General features: G+C 58.7%; 19 protein-coding genes. 8 read left to right on the plus strand and 11 right to left on the minus strand.

What is annotated here, in order from left to right; genetic code table 11:
* The first annotated feature begins 6 nt into the window (after positions 1 to 6).
* From PMI27_RS21325 to PMI27_RS21300, 5 genes are all read left to right on the plus strand, one after another.
* Positions 7 to 2007, plus strand: coding sequence for a type VI secretion system Vgr family protein (locus PMI27_RS21325; RefSeq protein WP_008150787.1), 2001 nt, complete (start codon positions 7 to 9; stop codon positions 2005 to 2007).
* Positions 2004 to 2870, plus strand: a complete 867-nt coding sequence (locus PMI27_RS21320) for a DUF4123 domain-containing protein (RefSeq protein WP_008150784.1) — start codon at positions 2004 to 2006, stop codon at positions 2868 to 2870. The genes PMI27_RS21325 and PMI27_RS21320 overlap by 4 nt, the downstream gene beginning before the upstream one ends.
* Positions 2867 to 6499 carry a toxin VasX gene (locus tag PMI27_RS21315; protein WP_008150783.1) on the plus strand — a complete coding sequence of 1211 codons (3633 nt, stop codon included), beginning with the start codon at positions 2867 to 2869 and terminating at the stop codon, positions 6497 to 6499. The genes PMI27_RS21320 and PMI27_RS21315 overlap by 4 nt, the downstream gene beginning before the upstream one ends.
* Positions 6500 to 6809: 310 nt before the next feature.
* Positions 6810 to 7613 carry a hypothetical protein gene (locus PMI27_RS21310; RefSeq protein ID WP_238545888.1) on the plus strand — a complete coding sequence of 268 codons (804 nt, stop codon included), beginning with the start codon at positions 6810 to 6812 and terminating at the stop codon, positions 7611 to 7613.
* A gap of 558 nt (positions 7614 to 8171) precedes the next feature.
* Positions 8172 to 8975: a hypothetical protein gene (locus PMI27_RS21300; RefSeq protein ID WP_238545889.1), complete on the plus strand. Its 804-nt coding sequence runs from the start codon at positions 8172 to 8174 to the stop codon at positions 8973 to 8975.
* Between the two features lie 177 nt (positions 8976 to 9152).
* Here PMI27_RS21300 and PMI27_RS31170 read toward each other — a convergent pair whose 3' ends face one another.
* The 4 genes from PMI27_RS31170 to PMI27_RS21290 all read right to left on the minus strand — a co-directional run bounded on the left by PMI27_RS31170 (position 9153) and on the right by PMI27_RS21290 (position 14373).
* Complete coding sequence (locus tag PMI27_RS31170; protein WP_008154366.1) at positions 9153 to 9875, minus strand: hypothetical protein; 723 nt, start codon at positions 9873 to 9875, stop codon at positions 9153 to 9155.
* A 449-nt stretch (positions 9876 to 10324) separates the two neighbouring features.
* Positions 10325 to 11290: a helix-turn-helix domain-containing protein gene (locus PMI27_RS31175; RefSeq protein ID WP_008154368.1), complete on the minus strand. Its 966-nt coding sequence runs from the start codon at positions 11288 to 11290 to the stop codon at positions 10325 to 10327.
* 539 nt (positions 11291 to 11829) lie between these two features.
* Entirely contained in the window at positions 11830 to 12225 is a 396-nt protein-coding gene (locus PMI27_RS21295; RefSeq protein WP_024164548.1) for a DUF6124 family protein, read from the minus strand.
* Positions 12226 to 12765: 540 nt separating this feature from the next.
* Entirely contained in the window at positions 12766 to 14373 is a 1608-nt protein-coding gene (locus PMI27_RS21290) for an ABC-F family ATP-binding cassette domain-containing protein (RefSeq protein WP_008157069.1), read from the minus strand.
* Positions 14374 to 14574: 201 nt separating this feature from the next.
* Between PMI27_RS21290 and PMI27_RS21280 the strand changes: the two genes are divergently transcribed.
* The 3 genes from PMI27_RS21280 to PMI27_RS21270 are packed head-to-tail and all read left to right on the plus strand — an operon-like array spanning position 14575 to position 20050.
* Entirely contained in the window at positions 14575 to 15819 is a 1245-nt protein-coding gene (locus PMI27_RS21280; RefSeq protein WP_008157056.1) for an exonuclease SbcCD subunit D C-terminal domain-containing protein, read from the plus strand.
* Positions 15816 to 19457, plus strand: a complete 3642-nt coding sequence (locus tag PMI27_RS21275) for an AAA family ATPase (protein ID WP_008157054.1) — start codon at positions 15816 to 15818, stop codon at positions 19455 to 19457. The genes PMI27_RS21280 and PMI27_RS21275 overlap by 4 nt, the downstream gene beginning before the upstream one ends.
* Complete coding sequence (locus tag PMI27_RS21270; RefSeq protein ID WP_008157053.1) at positions 19454 to 20050, plus strand: glutathione S-transferase; 597 nt, start codon at positions 19454 to 19456, stop codon at positions 20048 to 20050. The genes PMI27_RS21275 and PMI27_RS21270 overlap by 4 nt, the downstream gene beginning before the upstream one ends.
* Positions 20051 to 20234: 184 nt before the next feature.
* Here PMI27_RS21270 and PMI27_RS21265 read toward each other — a convergent pair whose 3' ends face one another.
* The 7 genes from PMI27_RS21265 to PMI27_RS21240 form a co-directional block, all read right to left on the minus strand.
* Positions 20235 to 20492 (minus strand): hypothetical protein, encoded by a 258-nt coding sequence (locus PMI27_RS21265; RefSeq protein WP_008157052.1) that lies wholly within the window; start codon positions 20490 to 20492, stop codon positions 20235 to 20237.
* A complete protein-coding gene (locus tag PMI27_RS21260; RefSeq protein WP_008157051.1) occupies positions 20489 to 20701 on the minus strand; it encodes a hypothetical protein in 213 nt (70 codons plus the stop codon). The genes PMI27_RS21265 and PMI27_RS21260 overlap by 4 nt, the downstream gene beginning before the upstream one ends.
* A gap of 115 nt (positions 20702 to 20816) precedes the next feature.
* Positions 20817 to 20942, minus strand: coding sequence for a hypothetical protein (locus tag PMI27_RS32230; protein ID WP_008157049.1), 126 nt, complete (start codon positions 20940 to 20942; stop codon positions 20817 to 20819).
* Positions 20943 to 21150: 208 nt separating this feature from the next.
* Positions 21151 to 21330 (minus strand): hypothetical protein, encoded by a 180-nt coding sequence (locus PMI27_RS21255; protein WP_008157047.1) that lies wholly within the window; start codon positions 21328 to 21330, stop codon positions 21151 to 21153.
* Between the two features lie 155 nt (positions 21331 to 21485).
* The gene (locus PMI27_RS21250) at positions 21486 to 22655 is read right to left on the minus strand and encodes a lactonase family protein (RefSeq protein ID WP_033053121.1); all 1170 of its coding nucleotides are present in this window, start codon (positions 22653 to 22655) and stop codon (positions 21486 to 21488) included.
* Positions 22648 to 22944: a DUF5629 family protein gene (locus PMI27_RS21245; protein ID WP_008157045.1), complete on the minus strand. Its 297-nt coding sequence runs from the start codon at positions 22942 to 22944 to the stop codon at positions 22648 to 22650. The genes PMI27_RS21250 and PMI27_RS21245 overlap by 8 nt, the downstream gene beginning before the upstream one ends.
* Positions 22945 to 23093: 149 nt before the next feature.
* The gene (locus PMI27_RS21240; protein WP_008157044.1) at positions 23094 to 24674 is read right to left on the minus strand and encodes an aldehyde dehydrogenase (NADP(+)); all 1581 of its coding nucleotides are present in this window, start codon (positions 24672 to 24674) and stop codon (positions 23094 to 23096) included.
* Positions 24675 to 24680: the final 6 nt, after the last annotated feature.

Here is a 24680-nt window from a genome sequence, read left to right on the forward strand (position 1 = left end):
ATGTGGATGCTCAGCGATGCCAAGCAGGTCGTTTTCAAACTCGACATTGAAGGTTTTCCCCACGATCTTCAGGTACTCGAATTCCGCGCCAAGGAAAGGCTCAACCAACCCTACCAAGTCAAACTCGAACTGGTCAGCGAACGCCCCGACCTGGACCTCGAGTCTCTGCTGCATCGCCCGGCGTTTCTGCGCTTCGGTCCTGACGGCGCCGGCATTCACGGGCAGGTCTATCAAATCGCCCAAGGCGATTCCGGCAAACGCCTGACCCGCTATCAGATGACTCTGGTGCCCCGGCTCGCCTACCTCACCCACTGCCACAATCAGCGTATTTTTCAGCACCTGAGCGTGCCGCAGATCATTGAAAAAGTACTGAAAGACCAAGGAATGCAGGCCGATGGTTGGCGCTTCGAACTAAGCGCCGAGTACCGGCCTCGGCTCTATTGCGTGCAGTACGAGGCTGACCTGCATTTCCTGCAAAGGTTGTGCGAGGAAGAAGGTCTGCACTTTCATTTTGAGCACAGTCCCGACGGACATGTGCTGGTGTTCGGCGACGATCAAACCAGCTTTTCGCAACCCTCCCAGTCAACCGCGTACCGGCCAGGCAGCGGCATGGTCGCCGAAGCGCCGGTGATTGACCGTTTCAAACTGCGACTGGAAACCCGCCCGACCCACGTCAGCCGTCGTGATTACGACTTCGAGAAGCCGCGTCTGGAACTGGAAAGCGAGGCCAAAAACCCGCTGCTGCCGCACCTTGAGGATTATGGTTTCCCAGGTCAGTTCACCCATCGTGAGCGCGGTAAACATTTGGCCAATCGGGCACTGGAACGCCACCGGGCCGATTACCGGCAAGCCGATGGACGTAGTGACGAAAGTGCGATGCGCAGCGGCCATTTTGTCGAGATGACGGAACACCCACGCGCTGACTGGAATGGCCTGTGGCTTCTGACTGAAGTCAAACATGTTGGCCTGCAACCCCAAGTGCTTGAGGAGTCGATCACCGATGCCAGTCCGCAGGACGGTTTCAGTCAGGGCTACCGTAACCACTTCGTCGCGACACCTTGGGACGTCCTGTTCAGGCCGGCCCTTGAACACGCCAAGCCGCGAATAACGGGCAACCAGCACGCCATCGTCACAGGCCCGCCCGGCGAAGAGATCTACTGCGACGAATACGGTCGGGTAAAGGTTCAACTGCCGTGGGACCGAGAGGGGCAGCACAACGAACAATCGAGCGGCTGGCTTCGGGTCGCTACCGGTTGGGCCCATGACCGTTATGGCAGCGTCCAGATCCCCCGGGTCGGCATGGAAGTGCTGGTGGGGTTCACTGATGGCGACCCTGACAAACCTTTTATCCTCAACTGTCTGCCAAACGCCTCAACTCCAGTCCCGCTCGATTTGCCTGTCGAGCACACCCGCAGCATTTTCCGCAGCCAGAGCAGCCCCGGTGGCGGCGGTTACAACGAGTTGCGCATCGAAGACAAAAAGGGCGCCGAGGAGATTGCCCTGCGTGCTCAGCGTGATTTCGTCCAGCTCGTCCTCAACGACGAACGCATTCAAGTCGACAACCAGCGAACCGTGATCATCGGTGGCATCGCCAGTCACGATCTGCGCAGTGAAGAACATCACCTGACCCACGGCAACCGTTTGACTGAACTCAAGCAGGACGATCACCTGTTGGTCCATGGCGATCAACATATCCGCGTTGCCAGCCAGCGACTCAGCGCCACGCAACAGATTCACCTGAGTGCCGGGCAACAAATCGTCATTGATGGCGGAACGCACCTGACGATCAAGGCTGGCGGCCAGTGGTTGACGCTGGGGCCGGAAGGCATTTTCAGCAGCGTGCCGATTCTAGAGGGCGGTGCCCCGGCCGTGGGTATGCCAGCGGTGCCTCTGATGCCGGGTGCCTTGCCTCTGTTGAAAGTGACATTCGATGCGGTTCAGCAACGCCATGCGTTGATTTCAACCCGCGCCTCGCGATGCCTGATTTGTGAGGCCGCCCAAGCATGAGCCTCTCGACCTCTCTGCCTGAAGACCTGCCATGGAGCGAGCAACAGGCTTTCCTGTTGCTGGACGGTGCGACCTTGAGCGATTTGCCGGAGCGCTTGAAACAACTCAGTCCGGGCGCAAGCACTGTTGCGCTGTATGACAGTGCGCCATTCACTGCACTGCAGGATATCTCGCCGCTGTTGGTGGCGATCGATCAACCTGACGAGCCGATCTTTCAGTTCTATCTGCAACAAGCGCATGAAGAGTGGGGCGTGCTGTTGTTCAGCCCCGAGCCTGCGCATGGCGTTGCTCAGCATTTGCGCAAACTGCTGACGGTTGAAATGCCAGAGGGCCTGCCGGTGATTTTGCGACTGGCCGATGCCGCCGTGGCGCGCGCCTTGTTCGGCAACGGCGATCAGCGTTTGTTTGGTCCACTGTCCTGTGCGGTAACGGCCGATAGCGTCGGCGCGAATTGGCATCGCCACCAACCCCGGTCGTCCGAGCGTCCTGACCTGCCGACGCCTTATCGCCTGAGCCCTGAACAAAATGCGGCGCTGGACCACGCTGACCGGCGCCGCGTACTGCTCGAACTCGACGCTCATCTGCTCGCTCACTTTCCCGAACGTTATGGCGGTGAAACCGTGGCCCAGCGTTGGCCAATGCTCGAACAAGTGGAGGCCGAGGCCAGCACGCTGGGTTTGAGCAGCCAGTCCGAATTGTTTTATTACGCCAACGTCATGGCCCGGCTGGACGGATCTCCCCTAGGTCAGCATCCCGAGATCAATCGATTGCTGCATAGCCCCTCCCTGCAACCCATCGGCGAGCGCATCGTACTGGCCGCTGACCTGGCCCGCCAATGGGCAAATGAAAGAGGTCGTCCATGAACAAGCCACACTCTGCCGACCTCGCCGCAGCAGCGGCATCCAAATCCCCCATCGGCTCTCTGGGTGCCTGCCCTCTGCGGCAAACCCACGTGCAGTTGTTGCCCTTGCGTTACGGGCTGGTGGAAAAGCCCCTCGATCCGAGTGCCGAACTGAAGCTGCCCTATGCCCTGACGACCCGCCCGCTGGGCATTCGCCTGCTGCGCGATGGCTGGTTGTACGTCATCGACAGCGTCACCGGCCACCTGCACGAATACCAAGTGCTCAACGGATTGATCAGCGCCTTGCTGCACAAGGGCGCCAAGGTTGCCGGCGATCTGCGCACGCCCATCGAAGAACGCCCCGCACTGGTTTTTTCAAGACGCAGCACCCTGCATGTGACCTTCGCCGAAGTGCAGTGGACAGCGGCCAAATGCACGCAAGTGCTCGCCAGCCGAGCCGAGCGTAACCACTTCATGCAGGCCGTCGACCTCGGCCCGGTGCATTGCCAAACCGGCGGCGAACACCTGCTGACGGTCGCGCAAGGCAAACAGTGGCTGGCAGAGATTGCGACGGTTCCGGCCCGGCAGGCGTTAGCCGCCCAAGAGCGCACCGAGTTGGAAGCGGCGTCGCCACCGGACGCCGATCTATTGCCGACGGTGCACGTCAGCGACGTCCCCGAGCACGAAACTGAACCCTATCTGTGGGAGCAGCCAGGGCGCTTTCGCGAGGCGCACATCGGCGAGTTGCTCGGGCGGGTGCGCCCGGCTTATCAGGACGACACGCTGTTCCTCGTGGTGCCGGACGACCTCGGCGTATTGCGCGATCTGGCCGAGTATCAAGACACCGTGGTCGGCTGGGTCGACGACTGGAGCAACACCGATAACAACGAACGCGATTACTTGCTGGCGTGCTACATCGAATCCCTGAGCCGGCTCAGTCCGGCGGATATCGGCAACCTGGCCGACGCCAGCGACGACCCGGCGGTCAATGCGCTGCTCGTCGATCTGCAACAGTTGCCTGAACCAACGCGGGAACACACGCGCAAAGCCTTGCTGGATTACCTGAACAAGGGCGGCAAGGTCGAGCCTGTCGACGTACCAGCCCCCCCGGAGCTGGTGCAGCTGCGCAAGGAAGCCCAAGCCGAAGTCCAAGAGATGCTCAAGTATCAGGGGGGTACTCCAGACATCACTGCACACAAGCGCGCCATTGAAGACGCGGACCGCAGTTACTACACCCGCCAGCACTTTGCGATGGCCCCCACCGACTTCGTTGAGCAGCACCTCAACACCCTGATCAAGCTCGGCAAGGAGCAAAACAAACGCATTGAGGACGTGATCGAGGGCTCCGGTTTCACGGGCAAACGCGGGATCAACGATTTCATCGACCGCCCTGCCATGGACGACACGTTGTTTCAGCACCGCGCAGACCTCGGGCGCTGGAACCGCTTGCTCGAACGCATCACCGCTGACCGTACGATGCTGGTATGTGCCGGGCGTTACCATCGCTCGGCCTGGTACTACGACGCGCACGAGCCGCAGCAATTGGCCGAGGTCTTCGCTGCCGAATATGCCTGCGTCAAAGACATCTGCCGCAGCGACCACGCCAGCGAAAAAATGCTGGGCTATCTGGAGCAACACCCGGAGTTGACGCGGTCCCCGTTCTATACCTTGCCGCTGCGCGTCAGGCCTGAGCTGCTGGTGCAATACAGCCTGTTGTCCAATGCGGGTGTCGGCCTTTTAAGCAAGCTGCCCCATTGGTTGGAAGCCCTGCGAAAAATCGAACAACCGCACCTGCCAGCCCTCGACGATTTGCCCGAACACACCCGCGCCATGGCCGACGCGGTGCAACACAGCTACAGTCCAGCGTTGAACCTGGGCCTGAGCCGCGCGCTGGAAGGCTTCGATCTGGCGGGTGGGAAAGTCCCCGACCTCGACGAACTGTTCCGCCATCTGCCCAAAGCGCTGCCGGCACGGATCCTCGACGCGGCAAAAACCACCGGGGTGACCTTCACCGTCGCCACTCCGGCGGAACACGCGGCGCTGCAAACCGACATCAAGGACGTGCTCAGGGAGCGCGCTTACCAAAAGAGTTTGACCAGTGAGCGCAACCGGCTTACCCACAACAAAAACCTGCCGGGACACAAAAGTCCGCGTGCGGTTGAGTTGCAGACCGAGATCGTTCGCGTGCGTGCACAGCTGACGCAACTTGAAGGCCGACTGGCGGGCGCGCTGAGCCCGATTGCTGAACTGCCGGATCAGTCGGTGCGCACCTACGGAGCCACTCCGGCTCGGGCGGGGGTGACCGTGGTGTTTCCACCGGCGCAGCAGCAGGAAGTGAGGAGTTTGCTGAAGAACATTCGGCTGGGGATTCAGAGCGTGCCGAAGGCAGACTTGATCAAGAGCGAAGGGCTTGGGTTGTTGGTGTTTTTGGCGCAGGCGGTGAATTTGGTGGTGGTTTATCGAGAGATGATGAGCCAGACCAAGGACGAAAAGAAACGGGCCGTTTTTTTTGCGGCGCTCACTTCAACCGGTGCGGCTGGATTCGCTGCCGCTCAAAGCTTGGCAGACACTGCGCTGAAGGCACGCAGCAAAAAGCTGGTCGCGGCACTTCAATCTCACGCCTTGGAGAATGTGCATGTGCAGATGGGGAAGATTCATGTTGGTCTGGGTCTTTTTACCTACGGTTTTGGTCTCTTTTCTTCAAGGTCCAGCCTATCTACACAACACCAGAATTGGCAACAGGCGACGCGTAGCGGCAACCGCTCAGCGCAGAGTAGTGCAGCGCTTGCCACACTGGGTGCTGCGGGCATGACGGCCGTCAATGCCTTTGGCCTTGGTCACACAATACACGCGGGGGCCACTGTATTGATCGCCAAAAGCACTGCTGCAAGAACAGCCGCCTGGGCCGCCGCCGGCACACGCCTTTCAGCAGTCTTTTTCCGGGTCAACCTGGCTGGCTTCTTGTTTACCGTACTGGAACTGGGCGGCACCTGGCTGTTCAACCGCTACAACATCAGCGCCCATGACAAATGGCTGAAAACCACACCATGGAGCCTGGACAATGATGAACGCGGTAACTACACCCTGGATCAGTACCAACGTTACCTCGGCGAATTGCTTCATGCCCCTTCGGCACAACTTGGCTTGAACAAACATGACTCATTGCTGAAGAACCTGTTTTTGCGCGCCAAACCCAGTGATATTCATCTGACGCTGCCGAGGATGAAACTGAGCGACTTCCAGCCCCCCTTGAGCGGTAAACCATCGCACCGCCTGGGTATCGGCGCCCATCGGCTTTTCCGCCCAATCGACAGCCGCGGTACCGCCCGTGAACGCAAGGATGTGATCAGCGATGAAGTGACGGACAGCCTGCAGGTCGTGCAAGCAGACCCGCTGATTGTGTGCCTGCAATATCCGCTGAATCGTAATGCTCCGATGGCGCCTGTGGTCGAGACACTGGAACTGGGGGTGTGCGTGCAAACGTTGAACGCCAAAGGCGAGTGGATCTCTCGCACCCACGTCATTCACTTAAACCCTAGGGGCGAAGGCCATTTCCCTTCGCTGCCGCCTAAATCAGTCACCGAGCATCCGCCGCTGTTACTGGTTGAAACCCATTTGCTGGAGCCGGTCGACCATGCCCAAAAACCTTGATAGCCCCGTGCCGACACCGCACCTTGAGCAATCGCGCAAAGCCGGAGATGTCGAGCCCTTTCCAAGCGGGAGGATCACCTATCTCGCACCGTTGCCGCTTCCGACACCGTTGCCACCTCATGGCCCTCATATAGGGGAGTTAAATGAGGTGTACATGGACTTCGGGTTGGGATCACCTCAAGTGTTTATGTGGCAGATGACACTGGGTGGACCATTCTGCATCACCTTCTCAGTGATATTTCTGTTCCCGCTATTTACTGGGTTTTTAGGGATTATTTTTGGCTACGGCTGGGAAGATATATGGGACTCAATGATCGGCATGTTTGATGAAGGTCGTGGAAATGCCCTCTTAGTCAGCCCCTTAATACTGCTCATCTGCCTTGGCGTCTGGCTCCACAACCACAACAAACGCGCCGAAATCATCCCCACCCGCTTCAACCGTCAACGTCGTGAAGTCTGCTTCATGCCCGAAGACGCCACCGAACCGGTCTTCGTCCCCTGGGAGTCCCTTTCGGCCTGGGTCATCGAAGCCCAAAGCGCCACCCAGTACGGCATCCGTCGCCAATACGGCATGGGCATCGGTTTCCAGCATGGCGAGATCCTGACCAGTGTCGAATTCCCCTGCACCGGCCTGCCCATCGCCATCAGCCATTGGGAAGCGATTCGCGGCTACATGGAATACGAAGTCAACGACCTCAAATCCATCCAGGACCCGCTAGACCTGCAAGGCCCAGACGACCCACCCCACGAAGGCTTGCACACTTTTCACAACGCCCGAGCGCGCATGCACCAGCAAATCCGCGACGGTTCACGCAATCGGCTCTCGGGATTTTTCTGGTACCTGTACCACGTCATGACGCTGTGGACGATTCCCAACTACCTGACCGAATGGGAAATCCGGCGCATCAAAGCCATGGGCCAACACACGTTGCCCGAGGCGATGCGCCAGTGGTCCGAGCCGTTGCCAAAGGAGCAATGGGCCAAACCGAGCGAAGAACTGCTGCGCATGAGCGCACAGGTCCACGCCCTGCACAAACGCCAGCCGCGCCGGCCGATTACCGAGATTTTCGCCGAGGTGTATCGGATCGACAGCACGGGCAAACGACGTGCATGAAGTGTTCTGGCGGGACGAACCGCATCGCTCACACAGCCGTCATCGCGGGCAAGCCTTGCTCCTACAAATCGGGCCAGACCTTGGCGCGCAACCGCGAGTGGATCTCTCGCACCCACGTCATTCATCTCAATCCTCGGGGCGAAGGCCATTTTCCTTCGCTTCCGCCAAAATCAGTCGCCGAGCATCCGCCGCTGTTACTGGTTGAAACCCATTTGCTGGAGCCGGTCGACCATGCCCAAAAACCTTGATAGCCCGATAGCTGTGCCGCACCTTGAGCAATCCCGCAAAGCGGGAGATGTCGAACCCTTTCCAAGTGGGAAGATCACCTATCTCGCGCCGTTGCCACTTCCGATACCGCTCCCGCCTCATGGCCCTCATATCGGGGAGTTGAATGAGGTGTACATGGACTTCGGCTTGGGATCACCCCAAGTCTTTATGTGGCAGATGACATTAGGCGGACCATTCACCCTTGTCTTCATGATTACCTTCCTATTCCCTCTATTTACTGGGTTTCTAGGGATTGTTTTTGGTTACGGCAGAGAAGCTATCTGGGACTCAATGACGGCTATATTCCACGAAGGTTATGGGTATGCGGCAGTAACCGGCTTCAGCACCCTGTTCATCGGCCTCTGCGTCTGGCTTCACAACCACAACAAACGCGCCGAAATCATCCCCACCCGTTTCAACCGCCAACGCCGTGAAGTCTGCTTCATGCCCGAGGACGCCACCGAACCGGTCTTCGTCCCCTGGGAGTCCCTCTCGGCCTGGGTCATCGAAGCCCAAAGCGCCACCCAGTACGGCATCCGCCGCCAATACGGCATGGGCATCGGTTTCCAGCACGGCGAGATCCTGACCAGCGTCGAATTCCCCTGCACCGGCCTGCCCATCGCCATCAGCCATTGGGAAGCGATTCGCGGCTACATGGAATACGAAGTCAACGACCTCAAATCCATCCAGGACCCGCAAGACTTGCAAGGCCCCGACGACCCACCCCACGAAGGCTTGCACACTTTTCACAACGCCCGAGCGCGTATGCACCAGCAAATCCGCGACGGTTCACGCAATCGGCTCTCGGGATTTTTCTGGTACCTGTACCACGTCATGACGCTGTGGACGATTCCCAACTACCTGACCGAATGGGAAATCCGGCGCATCAAAGCCATGGGCCAACACACGTTGCCCGAGGCAATTCGCCAGTGGTCCGAGCCGTTGCCAAAGGAGCAATGGGCCAAGCCAAGCGAAGAACTGCTGCGCATGAGCGAGCAGGTCCGGCAATTGCACAAACGCCAGCCGCGATGCCCGATTACCGAAATTTTTGCTGAAGTGCAGCGATTGAACTTGGCGGACAAACATCGTGCATGAAAGGTTCTGGCCAGGTGGATACGTGCAAACCTTGAGCGCCAACAGCGAGTGGGTTGCTCGTACTCACCTCATTCGCCTCAACGCCGGCAACAAGAGTTGTTTCTTTGCAAGCAACGCGGCTCGTTAGCCGGCTTATCCAAACGTTGATAGAAGTCGGTAATGAGTACAACCGGCGCATCATGGATGATCGATGGCCCTGTACTCAGGGCCAGTGTTGGGAGCAACGACTTCTTTGGCCACCCGTTTATGGAGCACGACGGGCTCCATTCCCGGGGGTGGCTTGCCCGCCGGAACCTCATGTTCAAGCGTATTGCCACGGGCCGCATGAGGCTGGCGAGTGTCGGGCGGCACCGGCGCTGGTAGTGGAGATACAGCGCGCAGGATCCGCGTCAACTCACCCATTCTTTCGCCGCCGAAGAAGTCTGGTCCGCTCCTTACATACTGGTTCATTGCGGCTCGAGTAGCTTTAAAGCAACCGCGGTCAAACTCAACATCTCCATTCCCCGCACTTATCTTGCACTCGTTGAGTTTCGCCTGTCGTGCATGACTATTACCCTCATACCAATGAATTGTTTTAAGGTTCTCAGGAGTATCTCTTGCAGTTGCCAAGCTTTCTTCTTTTTCAAGATCCTGTCGCCTCATGCTTATCGTGATAGATGCAAGTTTTGCATTCGAACACCACGTGTAATGCGGCATAGGATTGTACTTTGTTGAGTGGTTGCAGCTTATTAGGGCTCGATTTATCTCGGATGGGTTATCGATAAACCATTGAACAGGAGGTGCTTCATCGTCTCCGCACCCGACTAATATAAAAGACGAAATCAGCACAACAGAGAGTTTTGCACTCACACTTAGAAGCTCTGAGAATTGAAATGGCTGCGGTACTCTGGGTTTGCTCATGCCGACCTTCGCTCTTAAAAACGGCGACTTTGGCAAGTCACCCCAGTTAAAGATGCAGGAGGGCTCCACTTTTCATGTAGGTTGTTTCCGAATTTTTCTGCACCCGACTGACCGGCTTTTAGTCCTGCACATCGGCCCTGGTGTCTGGCGCCTCAACCACAATAAACGCTCGGCCATCACCCTGCTTCGGCCGTCCATCGCCACCAGCCATTGGGAAGCGATTCGTGGCTACATGGAATACGAAGTCAACGATCGGCACATGAGTTGTAGAGACGCGCTTGAAAGCCTGGTTTTCAGTGGCAACTCCCACGGGTGGAGGCGGTGCTTCCACCAGCGCAGCAGGACGTGAGGAATTTTCTGAAAAAGGGCCTTCGTGCTGCCGTTCGGACAATTAGCTGACAACAGTGGGAACACTTAATGTCGTCCCCGCCATGTAGCTCGAAATGTCGTCAGTGCTGCTTGCGCAACCGCTTTGGTGGCACCGAATGCCGCCGATTTGAATCAGTGGAATAGCGAGAACCGGTTACAACCTTCAATTGCCCGCCTTCACGCACAAAATCACTCACCTCCTTAACCCGGCGGCTACGCAGCCAGGTAATCCACTGGATCAACTCGGTATATCCCTGCTGTTCCAGCATCTGGATAAAACGCACTTGCCAGCGCTTGCAGGCAGTCCCGCAAAGCCCCGTGCGGCGTTGCAAATCAACCACGCTTTCGCCATTGATCACCCCTTGAGCTAAACCCAGCCAGTGCTCCGGATAACCCAACCGGGACAGCACCGTGCCACGCAGTAAGCTCAACGTGCTTGAGCAGCCAGAACAGTAGAAGTTAGGGCGCCGCTCATCGACGCGCCGCATTTGAAGCGAGCCACACCTTGAGCAGACAGCCTGTTGAGTCGTCAGTAAATGCTCTAACCCACTCAGGACCGCCTGTGCCTGGGCCGCAATATGCGGCGGCGGTTCCAGGTCGGTTCGATCTTGTCGCGCAGACCACCAGTGGTACAACACTGGAAATTCTTTAGCCATTACCGCACGGCAAGGTTTAATCCAGCGCCACGTGGTACTGGGGGAAATGCCCATCGCTTTGGCGATATTGGGCATAGGCCAACCCGCCAAGAGGTACTGACCGTAGGTGGACCACAGGTGCATGAGCCCGTACCCCGAAAATGGGTTTTTCGACAGACAGTTAAAGCCTTTATTGCAAGCCGCACAGCGGTAAAACGGAAGACGCAGATTTGGCATGGTCTCCAGTCTGAAGCGTGGATGACCACACTGCGGACATTCGACCGGGGATTTATTGGGTAGCTCGTGCAGATAGCGGATAAATGCTTCCGCCTGACTGTGCAGCTCGATGGGCAGGCAGCTGTGGTAGTCAGGTGAGTCTGCCAAGTGGCCAGCATTAGCCGGTGCGAACATGCGCTTATCCTTTTGCTTTTTTAGCTCGTCCTTAAGCTGAGAGAGAAAAATCGCGATCCCCGAGTCGTGCCTGGCCCGAGCAGGTCGCCAAAAATGCCTTGCACGCTAACAAGGCATCCAAAGTATTGATGTAGGAGGGATCTTGAAGCCCGGTATGAAATTTCTGCGATACCGAAAGTTCCATTTTGGAACTTTGCTTGAAATATAAAGCGCCATCAAAATGATGGCGCTTTTCTTATTGATGCGTCGAGTAGTCATGATCTGGTTGAACTCCCTGTCTGTTGCCGCCATAAGCGTGAGCGCGCGGCCATAAGCGACGTGCCGCACCGACTCAACATTGAGAGTGTTTGTGCAAACTACCGAAGCAGATAGGCACTTCAAGCCCAAGGAGACCAAACCGGACGCGTCCTACAAGTGTTCCGGATACAGGGAAGATAACTGTGTTGGTTTTGTGCTCCCAGCTGTGTGCTGGGCACCCTAGTGAGAAAAACCCCGATGGGGAGGAACACATCAATCGGGGTTGCTTACTACTTGGTGGGCTAACTGACTTTGCTTTGTTGTTTGGCGAAAACCGCTGCCATCTCGGGTTCATCCAGATGATCCAGCATTCGCTCCACCAACAAATGCACGCCGTCAGCCATGCGGCTGAGCGCCAAGGCTACGGAACGGCGTGAGCCGTCCACATCATCGGCGAGGTTGGCGGCGATGGCGCTGATGGACAGCAAATCTTCCGAGGCATTGGCGAGAAGGGTTTCAGGGTTGATACCCGGGCAGACGCTGAAGAGCTGGCCGTTGCGTTTTGGTGGTTTGGGGTCGGCTGGCGGGAAGTGATGGTCGAGGGCGCGCTCGGCGGCTTCGTTGAGTTTGTTTGAATCAGGGCTTTCGTAGGGAGAGACCGGATCGGTGTCGGGTGGGTTCGGTGTGACCTTGAACATATTCAGTACTCCAAATTGGAGCCGTCACCGAGTCGCTGCTAAACGAAGGGTGGCAGCTGTGCGCAGGTTAGCAGACCGGGGAGTACGATACCGGCGCGCCCGAGAGCGCCCTGCGCACAGCTACCAAGAAGTGCAGGCATGAAATGGCCTGACTGTCTTGATGCAGATGCGCTTCGTAAACCACGGGCTGCTAAACCCGATCACTGATGGGCAGTGACAGGAACCAAGTTACCGACCGCCCCCAAGGCGCACAAGCCGGCGGATTCTGGCCTAGCCGTAGGCAACGGCGCAAGGTTTTGTAGCTTGCAGGAAGTAACCTTGAGCCGTTTTCAACAAGTGTTGTCGAGCGACGTTTAACTTCCGGAAATGTTGGCAAGAAACGATGTTCGACAATCTCTACCACGTGATGACCCTGTGGACGATTCCCAACCACCAGGCACTTCAGTTGCCTGGTGGTGAAAATTCAGCACGGTGACTCAGGCCAAGGTCACTATTGCAGGCATACCAACGCCTGTGCGCGGGGCAATACCTCGCCGGCCATCACCAGGTTTCGGACACCAACAGCTCGCTGCCGAGATGGAACTCGGCGTCCAGATGAATGGCCTGTAAAAAAGCGCTGTCGTGTGAGACGACGATCAATGTCCCTTGGTACTGATTGAGCATCTGCTCCAGCGCAATTTTACTGGGCAAGTCCAAATGGTTGTCCGGTTCGTCCAGCAACAGCAATTGCGGGGGGCGTTGTGCATACAGCTGCGCAGCCAGTGCTATTTTCAGGCGTTCGCCGCCGCTCAACTGACAGGTCTTGAGCATCGCTCGATCCGCATCAATGCCCATCTGCGCCAACCGGGTCCTCGCCTCGGCCTCGGGCAACTCTGGATTACTCTCGTAGAGCCATTGCACCGCTGTGCGTTCGGGGTACTGCAATCCGGCGTGTTGATCCAGCCAGCCAACATGGCAACTGCGGATGAGTTCGCCTTCACGCACCGGCAGTTGGCCGGCGATCACTCGCAACAGGGTCGACTTGCCGCTGCCGTTGGCGCCAAGGATTGCCATGCGCATAGGCCCCGTCAGCGTCAGATTGACCGGCGCCGCGTAACCGAACGGGAGAATCACGTCGTTGAGCTGCACAATCAGCTTGCCATTGGGCTCTACGCTTTCCGGAGACAGCATCATGCGTTGAATGTCCGGCGCACACCGCGCACGGGCCTCGGCGATCCGTTGTTGTTGCTGCTCCCGGGCCACCTGTTGATTGAGGCGCAATTTTCCCTGACTGTTTTCACTGCGTTCTTTCTGGGCGTTGGTGATCAGCTTGGTCTGATTGCCGTCACGGGCCTGACGGTCACCGCGCGCATTACGCCGTTGCTGACGCTCCATCTGCACAACCATCTCACGTTGCTCGCGCTTGGCCTGCGCCCGCGCCCCTTGCAATGCCGACTGGAACGACTGCTGTTCTTGCTCGCGCGCCGCCGCATACTGACTGTAGTTGCCGCCATAAACTGCCAGGCCCAAGGGTGAAAGCTCGACAATTTCGTTCACGTGCTCCAGAAGGCCCCGGTCGTGGCTGATCAACACCAGGCCGTTGGGCCAGCGATCGATCTGCTGCGCAAGCTTGTGTTGCTGATCAATATCCAGGTGGTTGCTGGGCTCATCCAGAATGAGCCAGTCGGCTCTGGATAACCACGCCCCCAGCAGCGCCACCTGTTGCCGTTCGCCACCACTGAGTGCGTCGGTGCGCGCGTCGGCGTTCAAATGACCCAGGCCGATCTGCTGCAGCTCCGCCTCAAGGCGTGTGGCGCAATCCCACTGATCGACCGCCAGCGCATGATCCTCATCGTCGACGCTGCCCTGAGCAATGCGCTCCAGCGCCGCCAGAATAGGGGCGACCCCGGCCAGCGCGGCAACGCTGGGATAGCGCTCGGGTTCCAGTAACTGCGCCACGGCATAAACCCGCCCTTCGCGACGGACGATGCCGCTGGTGGGCAGTTGTTCCCCCGTCAGGAGCCGGCCAAGCAAGGACTTGCCACAACCATTGGCGCCCACGATGCCAGTGGCCCTGGTACTGAAGGTGTGGTTCAAGTGATCGAACAGAACGCGCCCGTCGGGCAAGTTGAACGACACTTGATCAAGTTGAAGTAATCGTTGGGTCATGACGCCTCCTTAAACATTAAAACTCCCTGATGCTGCGCAACAGCGTTCGACTGCCCCCTACCATACTGAAGCTGCACCACCCAATCGACAGGCAATCTTTCAAGGCTTTCAGCATCCCCGGTCTTTTGCCAGTAAACTCCCTCCCCTTTAGCCGCCATCATTTTCCTCGCGGCCATCACCTTATTTCCTACGGAGTTCACCTTGCGTCTGTTTCACACCTCCGACTGGCACCTTGGGCAAAACCTGCACGGCCAGGAACGCGATTTCGAACACGCCTGCTTTCTCGAATGGTTGCTGCGCCAGCTGAAGCTGGACCAGCCAGACGTGCTGCTGATCGCTGGCGATATCTTCGACACGGTCAATCCTCCGGTCAAAGCCCAGGAACGCCTCTACGACTTCATCGTCAGCGCCCATGAACAACAACCGAAGCTGACCATCGTGATGATCGCCGGCAACCACGATTCCGGTTCGCGGATCGAACTGCCCGCGCCGTTGATGCGGCGTTTGCGCACGCATGCGCTGGGTCGTGTGCTGTGGCTGGATGATGGTCAACTCGACGCCGAGCGCCTGCTGCTGCCATTGCCGGATGCCAAAGGCAAAACCGTCGCCTGGTGCCTGGCGCTGCCGTTCCTGCGACCGGCAGAAGTGACTGGCGCGCATTTGGGTGACAACTACCTGCGCGGTATCGGTCAGGTACACGAATGGCTGATCGAAGCCGCCAATGCCAAGCGCAAACCGGGTCAGGCGCTGATTGCCATCAGCCACGCGCACATGGCCGGCGGTTCGGTGTCGGAAGACTCCGAGCGCAGCCTGATCATCGGTAACGCCGAAGCGCTGCCCGCCAGCCTGTTCGGGCCGAGCATCAGTTACGCGGCCCTCGGTCACTTGCACAAGCCGCAGAAGGTCAATGGTGAAGAGCGCATCCGCTACAGCGGCTCGCCGATTCCGTTGTCGTTCTCCGAGATTGGCTATCAGCACCAGATTCTCGACATCACACTGAAAGGCGAAACCCTGGTCAGCGTCGAACCCAAACTGATCCCCCGGGCGGTGAATCTGCAACGCATCGGTCCCGCGCCACTGGCGGAAATCCTGCTGCAACTGGCCGACTTGCCGAACATCGACCTGCTGGCCGATATCCAGCGCCAGCCGTGGCTGGAAGTTCGCGTGCGTCTCGATGAGCCGCAACCCGACTTGCGTTATCAAGTGGAAACCGCCCTGCAAGGCAAAGCCGTGCGGCTGGTGCGGATCGCCGCTGAATATGCTGGCAATGGCAGCCGCGATGGTGTGGATGACGGCACGACCTTGATCGAACTCGATCAGCTCTCACCTCAGGAACTGTTCAGCCGCGCCTGGCAGGACAACTACGGCAGCGAGGTCGACGAGCAAACCCTCAAGGACTTCGCCGAGCTGTTGCAAGACGTACAGATGGAGAGCGAACAACCATGAAGATCCTCGCGATCCGCCTGAAAAACCTCGCCTCACTGGCCGGGCCTTTTGAAATCGACTTCACCGCTGAGCCGTTGGCCAGCGCCGGTCTGTTCGCGATCACCGGGCCGACCGGCGCTGGTAAAAGCACCTTGCTTGACGCCTTGTGCCTGGCGCTGTTCGGTGCTGTGCCTCGGCTGAGCAATGCTCAGGTGTCTGCCAAAGCGCCAGACGCCGACGGCGAGATCAGCACTGGCGACCCCCGCACATTGCTGCGTCGCGGCACGGGTGAAGGTTATGCCGAAGTCGATTTCGTTGGCATCGATGGCCGTCGCTACCGCGCTCGCTGGGAGGCTAATCGCGCCCGGGAGAAGGCCGGCGGCAAGCTGCAAGCCAGTCGTCAGAGTTTGCGCGACATCGATCTGGATCAACTACTGGCCAGTCAGAAAGTTGAATTCAAAACCCAGCTCGAATCCGTACTGGGCCTGAACTTCGAGCAGTTCACTCGCGCGGTGCTGCTGGCTCAAAGCGAATTCAGTGCGTTCCTCAAGGCCAACGACAACGAACGTAGCGAATTGTTGGAAAAACTCACCGACACCGCGCTGTATACGCGCCTCGGTCGCCGGGCGTTCGACAAAACCAAAGACGCTCGCGAAACCCACAAGCTGCTGCAGGACCAGGCCACCGGCGTGACACCGTTGTCGCCGGAAGCACGCGCGGAACTCGATGAACGCTTCAACGAGGCTCAGCAGCAACTCAAGACTCAGCAAGCGCAACTCAAACAATTGGAACTGCAACACACCTGGCTCAAGGATTTGCGTCAGTTGCAGGACGAACAACAGAGCGCCACCGAGCAGCTGCAATCAGCCCGGCAGCACTGGGAAGGCCTGGCCGGCGAACGTTTGAAGCTGACTCGCCTGGAGCAACTGGCCCCGCAACGCCATCAGTTCGCCCGCAAGACTGAACTCACCGCCCAGCTCACACCGCTGGCCGCGCAGGTTCAGCAACATACCCAACAGCAAACCGAGCTGAACGAGCGCCAGGCGCAACTCGAACACAGCCTCAGCGCTGCGCAGACCGCGCTGGTCGAGGCCCAAAGCCAACACACCACCAGCGCTCCGCTGCTGCGTCAGGCCTTCGAAGAGCAAAGCACCCTCGCCCGTCTGGTCAAGGATGCCAGCCTCAGTGCCGAGCTCAAGCAGCAGGCAGAACTGGCCTGTACACAGGGCCAAAACACGATCCAAGGCTTGCTCGACCAACAGAAACAGGTCGCCGAACGTTTGCAGCGGATTACCGGGGAACTTGAGCAAAGCACCCCTCTGGCGCCCTTGAGCGATGCCTGGAACGCCTACCGTGATCGCCTGCAACAGCTGATGTTGATCGGCAATCGCCTGAACAAGGGCGAGGCCGAACTGGCCGCCCTTGAACAAAGCGCCGCTCGCGCTGCCGAGGATCTGTCCACTCAGCGTCAGAGCCTTGAAGTGCTGTACAAGGAAGCCGGCGCCGAACCGGAAGCGGTGGCCGAGCAGATCCGGATTCTCGGGAGTCTGTTGCAAGATAATCGCAAGCAGCAGCGGGCCTTTGAAGAGCTGACGCGCCTGTGGGCCAGTCAGCAGGAACTGGACAAGCGCGCGTCCGAACTCCAGCAGCGCCAGTTGACCGCTCAGCAAGAACGAGAACGTCTGACCCAGGACGGTGTGAAAGCCAAGAACGAATTGGTCGTTGCCGAACAGACCCTGACCGTCACCCGCGAACTGCTGGAACGCCAGCGCCTGGCCCGCAGCGCCAGCGTCGAAGAACTGCGCGAGCAGTTGCAGGACGATCAGCCGTGCCCGGTCTGTGGCAGCCCCGACCATCCCTATCATCAGCCCGAAGCCCTGCTGCAGAGCCTTGGCCGGCATGATGAAAGCGAACAGGCCAACGCCCAGAAAGCCGTCGACCTGCTGAAAGAAAAGCTCACAGACCTGCGCGCTGAAGTGGGCGGCGTGATTGCCCAGCAAAAGGAGTTGCTGCAACAACAAGAACACCTCGCGACTCAGCAACAGAGCCTGGCACCAAGCCTTGAAGCACACCCGTTATCTGCGCAGCTGCTCACGCAGGATGCGCTCAAACGCGATGCCTGGTTGGTGCAGCAAAACAACCAGTTGACCCAAAGCATCACTCAGGACGAACTACGGCAAACCGCCCTGCTCGCCCTGCAGCAAGACGCCGCGCGCCTTCAACAGCAACTGCGTAGTGCTGAAGCGACGAGCCAGCAAGCGACCCAGCACCTGACCAACCAGCAACGTGAGTTGAGCAGTGATCGCCAGCGTCTGGACGAGGAACTGACGGCGTTCAGCACCCTGCTCCCGGCCGATACGCTGCAGGCGCTGCGCAACGAACCGGCCGCGACCTTCATGCAGTTGGACCGGCAGATCAGCCAGCGCCTGGAACAACTCGATCAGCAACGCGATGAACTCAGCGAGCAGCAACTACGGCAGCAGACGCTGGAGAAAGAACAGGACCGCCAACTCACTCGCCTCCAGCAGTTGGAAACGGCACGCCTGCAGTTCACCGCCCTCGCCGACCAGCAACAGGCCTGCCAGCAAAAACTCACGCAATTGCTCGGCGAACACAGCAGCGCCGAGCGGTGGCAGCAGCAACTGGATCAAGCCGTCGAACAGGCGCGCAATGCCGAAGCCACGGCCAATCAGGAACTGCAAACCGTGCGTACGCGGTTGGTGCAGCTGGGCGCCGAACTCAAGGCCCAGCAGGAACGCTCGCAGGCACTGGACACCGAAGATCGCGAGCTCAGCGGCAAGATTGCCGACTGGCGCGCATTGCATCCGGAACTGGATGACGGTGGCCTGGAAGATCTGCTGAGTGTCGACGACCAGCAGGTCAGCGAACTGCGCCGGCAATTGCAGCAAAGCGAAAAAGCCATCGAACAGACCAAGGTCCTGTTGCAGGAGCGCGATCAGCGTCTGCTCAATCACCAGGCACAACACAACGGCAATCTCGACGCCGAACAACTGGCGACGGCGCTTGCCGAATTGCAAAACCAGTTCACCGCCAGCGAACACCGTTGCGCCGAACTACGCGCCGAACAGGCCGAGGATCAGCGCCGGCAAAACGCCAATCAGGCCCTCGCGCAGCAGATTGCCGACGCCTACACCGAATACCAGCGCTGGGCACGTTTGAATGCACTGATCGGTTCGGCCACGGGCGACACCTTCCGCAAGATCGCCCAGGCCTACAACCTCGACCTGCTGGTGCATCACGCCAACGTTCAGTTGCGGCAACTGGTGCGGCGCTATCGCCTCAAACGTGGCGGCAGCATGCTCGGGTTGTTGGTGATGGACACTGAGATGGGTGATGAACTGCGTTCGGTGCATTCGTTGTCCGGCGGCGAGACGTTCCTGGTGTCGCTGGCCCTGGCGCTCGGTTTGGCGTCGATGGCATCGAGCACGCTGAAAATCGAATCGTTGTTCATCGACGAAGGCTTCGGCAGCCTCGATCCGGAATCCCTGCAACTGGCCATGGATGCTCTCGACGGCTTGCAAGCCCAGGGACGAAAAGTCGCGGTGATTTCACACGTGCAGGAAATGCATGAACGGATTCCGGTGCAGATTCAGGTTCGCCGTCAGGGCAACGGCCTGAGTACGCTGGAGGTGAAATGAATACGCTGTATTCCTTCCGCCGCTGCCCCTACGCGATGCGGGCGCGCATGGCCCTGCGCTATTCGGGGGTTGCGGTGAACATTGTCGAGGTCAGCCTGAAGGCCAAACCTGCCGAAATGCTCGCGCTGTCGAGCAAAGGCACGGTGCCGGTGCTGAGCGTCGACGGTCAGGTGATCGATGAAAGCCTGGCGGTCATGCACTGGGCCCTGGCGCAGAACGATCCGCAGGATTGGTTGCTCAAGGATGATCCCGTCGGGCAGCAACACATCGCCGGGTTGATCGAAGAAAATGATCAGGTGTTCAAGGTGCACCTGAATCGCTACAAGTACGCCGAGCGATACCCCGAGCAGCCAATGACGGTTTATCGCGCCGAAGGCGAGGTGTTTTTGCGCAGACTCGATGAGTTGCTGGAGGGACGCGACTACTTGCTGGCCGAGCATCCGAGCCTGGCGGATGTGGCACTGATGCCGTTCGTGCGGCAGTTCGCCCATGTGGATCGCGAGTGGTTCGGGCAGTCGCCCTATCGCCGCTTGCAGGCCTGGTTGCAGCGGTTTCTGGAGTCGGAGCTTTTCATCGGCGTAATGGCAAAGTAACGGTCCATTGTGGCGAGGGGGGGCTTGTCGGAATGCCGCATCACCCCGTTCGGCTGCGAAGCAGTCGTAAATCCAAGCGACTCGGTGGGCCTGAAAAATTGCAGAGGGTCGCTTCGCAACCCAACGGGGTGATGCGGCATTCCGACAAGCCCCCTCGCCACAGGGACCTCATGGCTGCTGGCATTCACGCCAATACCGAGCACATCTGCAACACCGAGCAATCCACGTGGAACGGCCCGAAGAAGTCGTTCTGGCGTTCGATTGGCGGATTGCCGGCCAACAGCCCCAGGGCCTTCGCGGTTTCAATGTTGCGAGCAAGGTTGTGATTGGCTTCGATAGTCCGTGCCACCGACCCCGCCGAGCCCTGTCCGATCCCCAACAAGGAAGATCCATTGGTCATGAACGCCAGGAAGGCGATGACCCAAAGTCTGTGCCCTTTCATTCCCCGGCGACTCCCGCGAGTTCAGCCTGATCGACCATCGCGGTTTGCGAACGGTGTTCAAACTGAATGCCGGGATGAGCGACCTGAATCGGCGCTTCAAGCGGTTGACGCGATTGTGGCGAGAGGCTGACAACCAGCACCAGGACCACGTAAAGAGCGATAGCCAGGTAGGCGCCGTGTTTGGCAGAAGTGATGATTGCGCTGGCCATGATGTTCTCCGCAGGCATGTTTCGATGCCCACAGAATCGATCAAAAAAGCGGTGATAACCACTCAGGGTTATCCATAGTAACCATCAGCTTCGTTAATCATTAAACCAAACTATCTCAGTCTTCAATAAAACTAATCATGCGTTCGCGGGCCGCATCCGGCTCGTCTGGAACGGGCTGGGCAGCCGAAAGAATGGGGGTGGAATAGAGAAACAGAAGAACCACGGCCAGACGCATTGCCATGCTGTCGATCCTTATCAGGAGAATGAGTCAAAAAATCAGCGTCAAATTTAAACTCATGGCCATGTGATATCAAGCATTACATTGATGGCAATATGATGCTGTCGTAAACGCGTTATGCAGGAGCGACATCACTCAGGTTTCTCAAAGCTTTTCAGCTCGATCGGCGCAAGTGACTTCGCTCCTGCATAAAAGGTGCAGGGTTCAAATTTCAGGCTTGGGTCTTGTGATCCAGAGCCGCGTAAAAGTTGGCGCTCTGTTGCAAGTATTTCTGGGTGTAGCTTTGGGCGTGGGATTTTTTGTCGCTGATTTCAACGCTGGCGCTGGCTGGCAACGCAACGGTGGCAGAGATTGCAGAAGCGGCGATTACGGAGAAGAGATTGAAGTTCATGGCGGTGTTCCTCGGATTCAGTTGGCTTGCTTGCCCGGTGGGGCCGTGAAGCAAACTTAACCTTCGAGGTTGGCGCCTTGAAATCTTTTGTAGCATTAGCAGATATCAGCGTCATTAATAGAAGGATGCAGGCCCCATCAACCGGGGCCTGCGGCCTATTGACGCACCAGGAACTTGAGGTCGCTCGGGGCGTCCATCGGCAGTTTTTGCACGGTTTTACCCAGCAGGCCTGTCTTTGGATCGCGCTCGACGACGACAATCTGATTGCTTTTCTGATTGGCGATCAACAAGAACTTGCCACTCGGATCGAGGCTGAACTCGCGCGGGTGATCACCTTCTACGGAACGGCGCTGCAGTTCCTTGAGGTGCCCGGTAGCAGGATCGATGGCGAACACCAGCAGCTGATTGGCGGTGCCACGGTTGCTGACGTAGAGGAACTTGCCATCGCTTGACGCGTGAAGCGCAGCGGCTGCCTTGTCTGAAACGGGTTGCCCCGTCGCCAGCTCAACCATCTGCGTTTGCTTGAGTTGGCCATCCTTGTAATCGAACACCGCAACCTGCGCGCTCATTTCCATGGTCAGCCACGCGTGTTTGCCATCGGCGCTGAACAGCAGATGACGCGGACCGCTGCCGGGTGGCAACTGGACGGACGCCGGTGTAGCGGCGGTCAAGGGCAGTTCCGGGTTAGCCTTGGGGTCGAAGCGGTAGGCAAAGATCTTGTCAGCGCCCAGGTCACTGGAGAACACATACTGGCCGTCCGGCGACGAAACCGTTGAATGCACGTGCGCCGACATCTGCCGCTCGGGATTGACCCGGCTCGATGGATGGCTGCTCATCTGCACCACGGGTTTGAGCTTGCCGTCGGCGCCCACCGGCAATACCGCCAGGGTGCCGCCCGGATCTTCAGCCACCGAATAGTTGCTGACAAACAGGTGACTCGCTTCAACGCTGAGGCCCGAATGAGTCGGCTCGTTGCCCAGGCTCTGCATCTGATTGATCAGGCTCAGTTCATGGGTTTTCGGATCAATCGCATAACTGCTGACGCGCCCTACCGGATCAGTCTGTCCCGGGCCGTTTTCGTTGACCACGAACAGGTGACGCTGATCCTTGGACAGGGTCAGCCAGGATGGGTTTTCACTCTTGACCACTTGCAGCGGCTTGGCATCGATCTGCCCGGTAGCGCTGTCGAAGTTCAGGCGATAAATCCCCTGGCTCTGACCGGCGGTGTAGGAACCGACGAGCAACTGATCGCCATCGGCCAATGCCGCCTGAAAGCCCATCGCGCCGACGCTGCCAGCCATCAACAATGGCCAGAGCTTACGCATCCTCATTCGCTTCTTCCTCATCGTCATCACCGCGGAACGCGGTCATGCACACCAACCGGTGCTCGCCGGAACTGCCGGTGATCAGCCAGCTTTGCAGGTCTGGATCGAAGGTCGCGGCCTCGACCTCGGCCGGGGTGAACTCCCAGTGCTTGGACACACGACCGTCCAGGCATTCGATGTGCAGGTTATCGTCTTCATCGAGGGAGAATTCGAAGGCGTGCAGCCCGTCGATTTCCACCATATCGCAATGTTCGAGGGTGGCGAGCAAGGTGTCGGTTGCGGCAGTCATGGCAGTCAATCTTTGAATGGGAAAGACGCAATGATAGCTCAATGTGGGAGCGAGCCTGCTCGCGAATGCGGAGTGTCAGTCGACATCATCTTTGACTGATACCGCGCTTTCGCGAGCAGGCTCGCTCCCACAAGGGTCATGTTCGAACGTTAGAGTGCGTTGCGGGATAGCTGGCCGTCCACCAGGCGTTGAATGCGCAACGGATTAGCATTCTTCAACGCATCCGGCAGCAGGCTGTCGGGGTAGTTCTGGAAGCATACCGGACGCAGGAAACGGTCGATGGCCAAGGTGCCCACCGAGGTGCCACGCGCATCGGAAGTTGCCGGATACGGACCGCCGTGGACCATCGAATCGCAGACTTCCACGCCGGTTGGATAACCGTTCAGCAAAATCCGTCCAACCTTCTGTTCCAACAACGGCGTCAACTCAGCGAACTGCTCGAAGTCCGCCGGCTCGCCAATGATCGTCGCCGTCAGTTGGCCGTGCAGGCCGTTCAACGCGGCGCTGAGTTGCGCCTGATCCGCGACTTCGACGAACACCGTGGTCGGGCCGAACACTTCTTCCTGCAGCACTTCGTCGCCCTTGATCAACAGGCTGACATCGGCCTTGAACAGCTGCGGTTGCGCCTGATTGCCTTGTTGCGAACTGCCGGCCAGATGCTCGATGCCGGGGTGAGCGAGGAGTTTTTGCAGGCCTTTGCCATAGCTGCTCAAGGTCCCGGAATTGAGCATCGTTTGCGCCGGCTGATCGCCGATGAGGCCCGCCACCTGCTGCACGAATGCGGTGAATTGCGGCGAACGAATACCGATGACCAAACCGGGATTGGTGCAGAACTGACCGCAACCCTGGACCACCGAAGCAGTCAGGTCGCGAGCGACCGACTCTGCGCGAGTTTGCAGCGCCTGCGGCAACACGATTACCGGGTTGATGCTCGACATCTCGGCGAACACCGGAATGGGCTGCGCACGTGCTGCGGCCATGTCACACAACGCACGGCCGCCCTTGAGCGAACCGGTAAAGCCAACGGCCTGAATCGCCGGATGCTTGACCAGCGCTTCGCCAACCCCACCGCCGTAGATCATGTTGAACACGCCGGATGGCATGCCGGTTTTCTCAGCGGCGCGGATGATCCCGTCGGCCACAAACTCGGCTGTGGCCATGTGACCGCTGTGCGCCTTGAACACCACCGGGCAACCGGCGGCCAACGCCGACGCGGTGTCGCCGCCGGCCGTAGAGAACGCCAATGGAAAGTTACTGGCGCCAAACACGGCCACCGGACCGAGGCCGATGCGGTACTGACGCAAGTCTGGACGCGGCAACGGTTTGCGTTCAGGCAACGCTTGATCGATCCGCGCACCGTAGAAATCACCGCGACGCAGCACCTTGGCGAACAAACGCATCTGGCCGCTGGTGCGACCGCGCTCGCCTTGAATCCGAGCCGCAGGCAGCGCGGTTTCGCGGCAGACCAGCTCTACAAAGTCATCGCCCAGCGCGTCGAGTTCATCGGCAATGGCATCGAGAAATTGCGCCCGACGTTCGGCGCTCAGGCTGCGATAGGCCGGGTAAGCGGCAGCGGCAGCCTTGGCGGCGGCATCGACTTCTTCCGGCGTCGCCTGGGAGAAATCAAACGACAACGCTTCGCCCGTGCTGGCGTCGATGCTCTGTAGATTGAGTTGACCGGCCGCACTGCGCTGACCGCCGATGTAGTTGTGACCAAGAATTCGGGTCATGCCTAT

The organism is Pseudomonas sp. GM41(2012), from assembly GCF_000282315.2.
Taxonomy (GTDB): domain Bacteria; phylum Pseudomonadota; class Gammaproteobacteria; order Pseudomonadales; family Pseudomonadaceae; genus Aquipseudomonas.

Coding starts and splice junctions, on each gene's coding strand:
- PMI27_RS21325 (WP_008150787.1), top strand. CDS start 7: ATGCTCAGCGATGCCAAGCAGGTCGTTTTCAAACTCGACATTGAAGGT.
- PMI27_RS21320 (WP_008150784.1), top strand. CDS start 2,004: ATGAGCCTCTCGACCTCTCTGCCTGAAGACCTGCCATGGAGCGAGCAA.
- PMI27_RS21315 (WP_008150783.1), top strand. CDS start 2,867: ATGAACAAGCCACACTCTGCCGACCTCGCCGCAGCAGCGGCATCCAAA.
- PMI27_RS21310 (WP_238545888.1), top strand. CDS start 6,810: ATGATCGGCATGTTTGATGAAGGTCGTGGAAATGCCCTCTTAGTCAGC.
- PMI27_RS21300 (WP_238545889.1), top strand. CDS start 8,172: ATGACGGCTATATTCCACGAAGGTTATGGGTATGCGGCAGTAACCGGC.
- PMI27_RS31170 (WP_008154366.1), bottom strand. CDS start 9,875: ATGAGCAAACCCAGAGTACCGCAGCCATTTCAATTCTCAGAGCTTCTA.
- PMI27_RS31175 (WP_008154368.1), bottom strand. CDS start 11,290: ATGTTCGCACCGGCTAATGCTGGCCACTTGGCAGACTCACCTGACTAC.
- PMI27_RS21295 (WP_024164548.1), bottom strand. CDS start 12,225: ATGTTCAAGGTCACACCGAACCCACCCGACACCGATCCGGTCTCTCCC.
- PMI27_RS21290 (WP_008157069.1), bottom strand. CDS start 14,373: ATGACCCAACGATTACTTCAACTTGATCAAGTGTCGTTCAACTTGCCC.
- PMI27_RS21275 (WP_008157054.1), top strand. CDS start 15,816: ATGAAGATCCTCGCGATCCGCCTGAAAAACCTCGCCTCACTGGCCGGG.
- PMI27_RS21270 (WP_008157053.1), top strand. CDS start 19,454: ATGAATACGCTGTATTCCTTCCGCCGCTGCCCCTACGCGATGCGGGCG.
- PMI27_RS21265 (WP_008157052.1), bottom strand. CDS start 20,492: ATGAAAGGGCACAGACTTTGGGTCATCGCCTTCCTGGCGTTCATGACC.
- PMI27_RS21260 (WP_008157051.1), bottom strand. CDS start 20,701: ATGGCCAGCGCAATCATCACTTCTGCCAAACACGGCGCCTACCTGGCT.
- PMI27_RS32230 (WP_008157049.1), bottom strand. CDS start 20,942: ATGGCAATGCGTCTGGCCGTGGTTCTTCTGTTTCTCTATTCCACCCCC.
- PMI27_RS21255 (WP_008157047.1), bottom strand. CDS start 21,330: ATGAACTTCAATCTCTTCTCCGTAATCGCCGCTTCTGCAATCTCTGCC.
- PMI27_RS21250 (WP_033053121.1), bottom strand. CDS start 22,655: ATGCGTAAGCTCTGGCCATTGTTGATGGCTGGCAGCGTCGGCGCGATG.
- PMI27_RS21245 (WP_008157045.1), bottom strand. CDS start 22,944: ATGACTGCCGCAACCGACACCTTGCTCGCCACCCTCGAACATTGCGAT.
- PMI27_RS21240 (WP_008157044.1), bottom strand. CDS start 24,674: ATGACCCGAATTCTTGGTCACAACTACATCGGCGGTCAGCGCAGTGCG.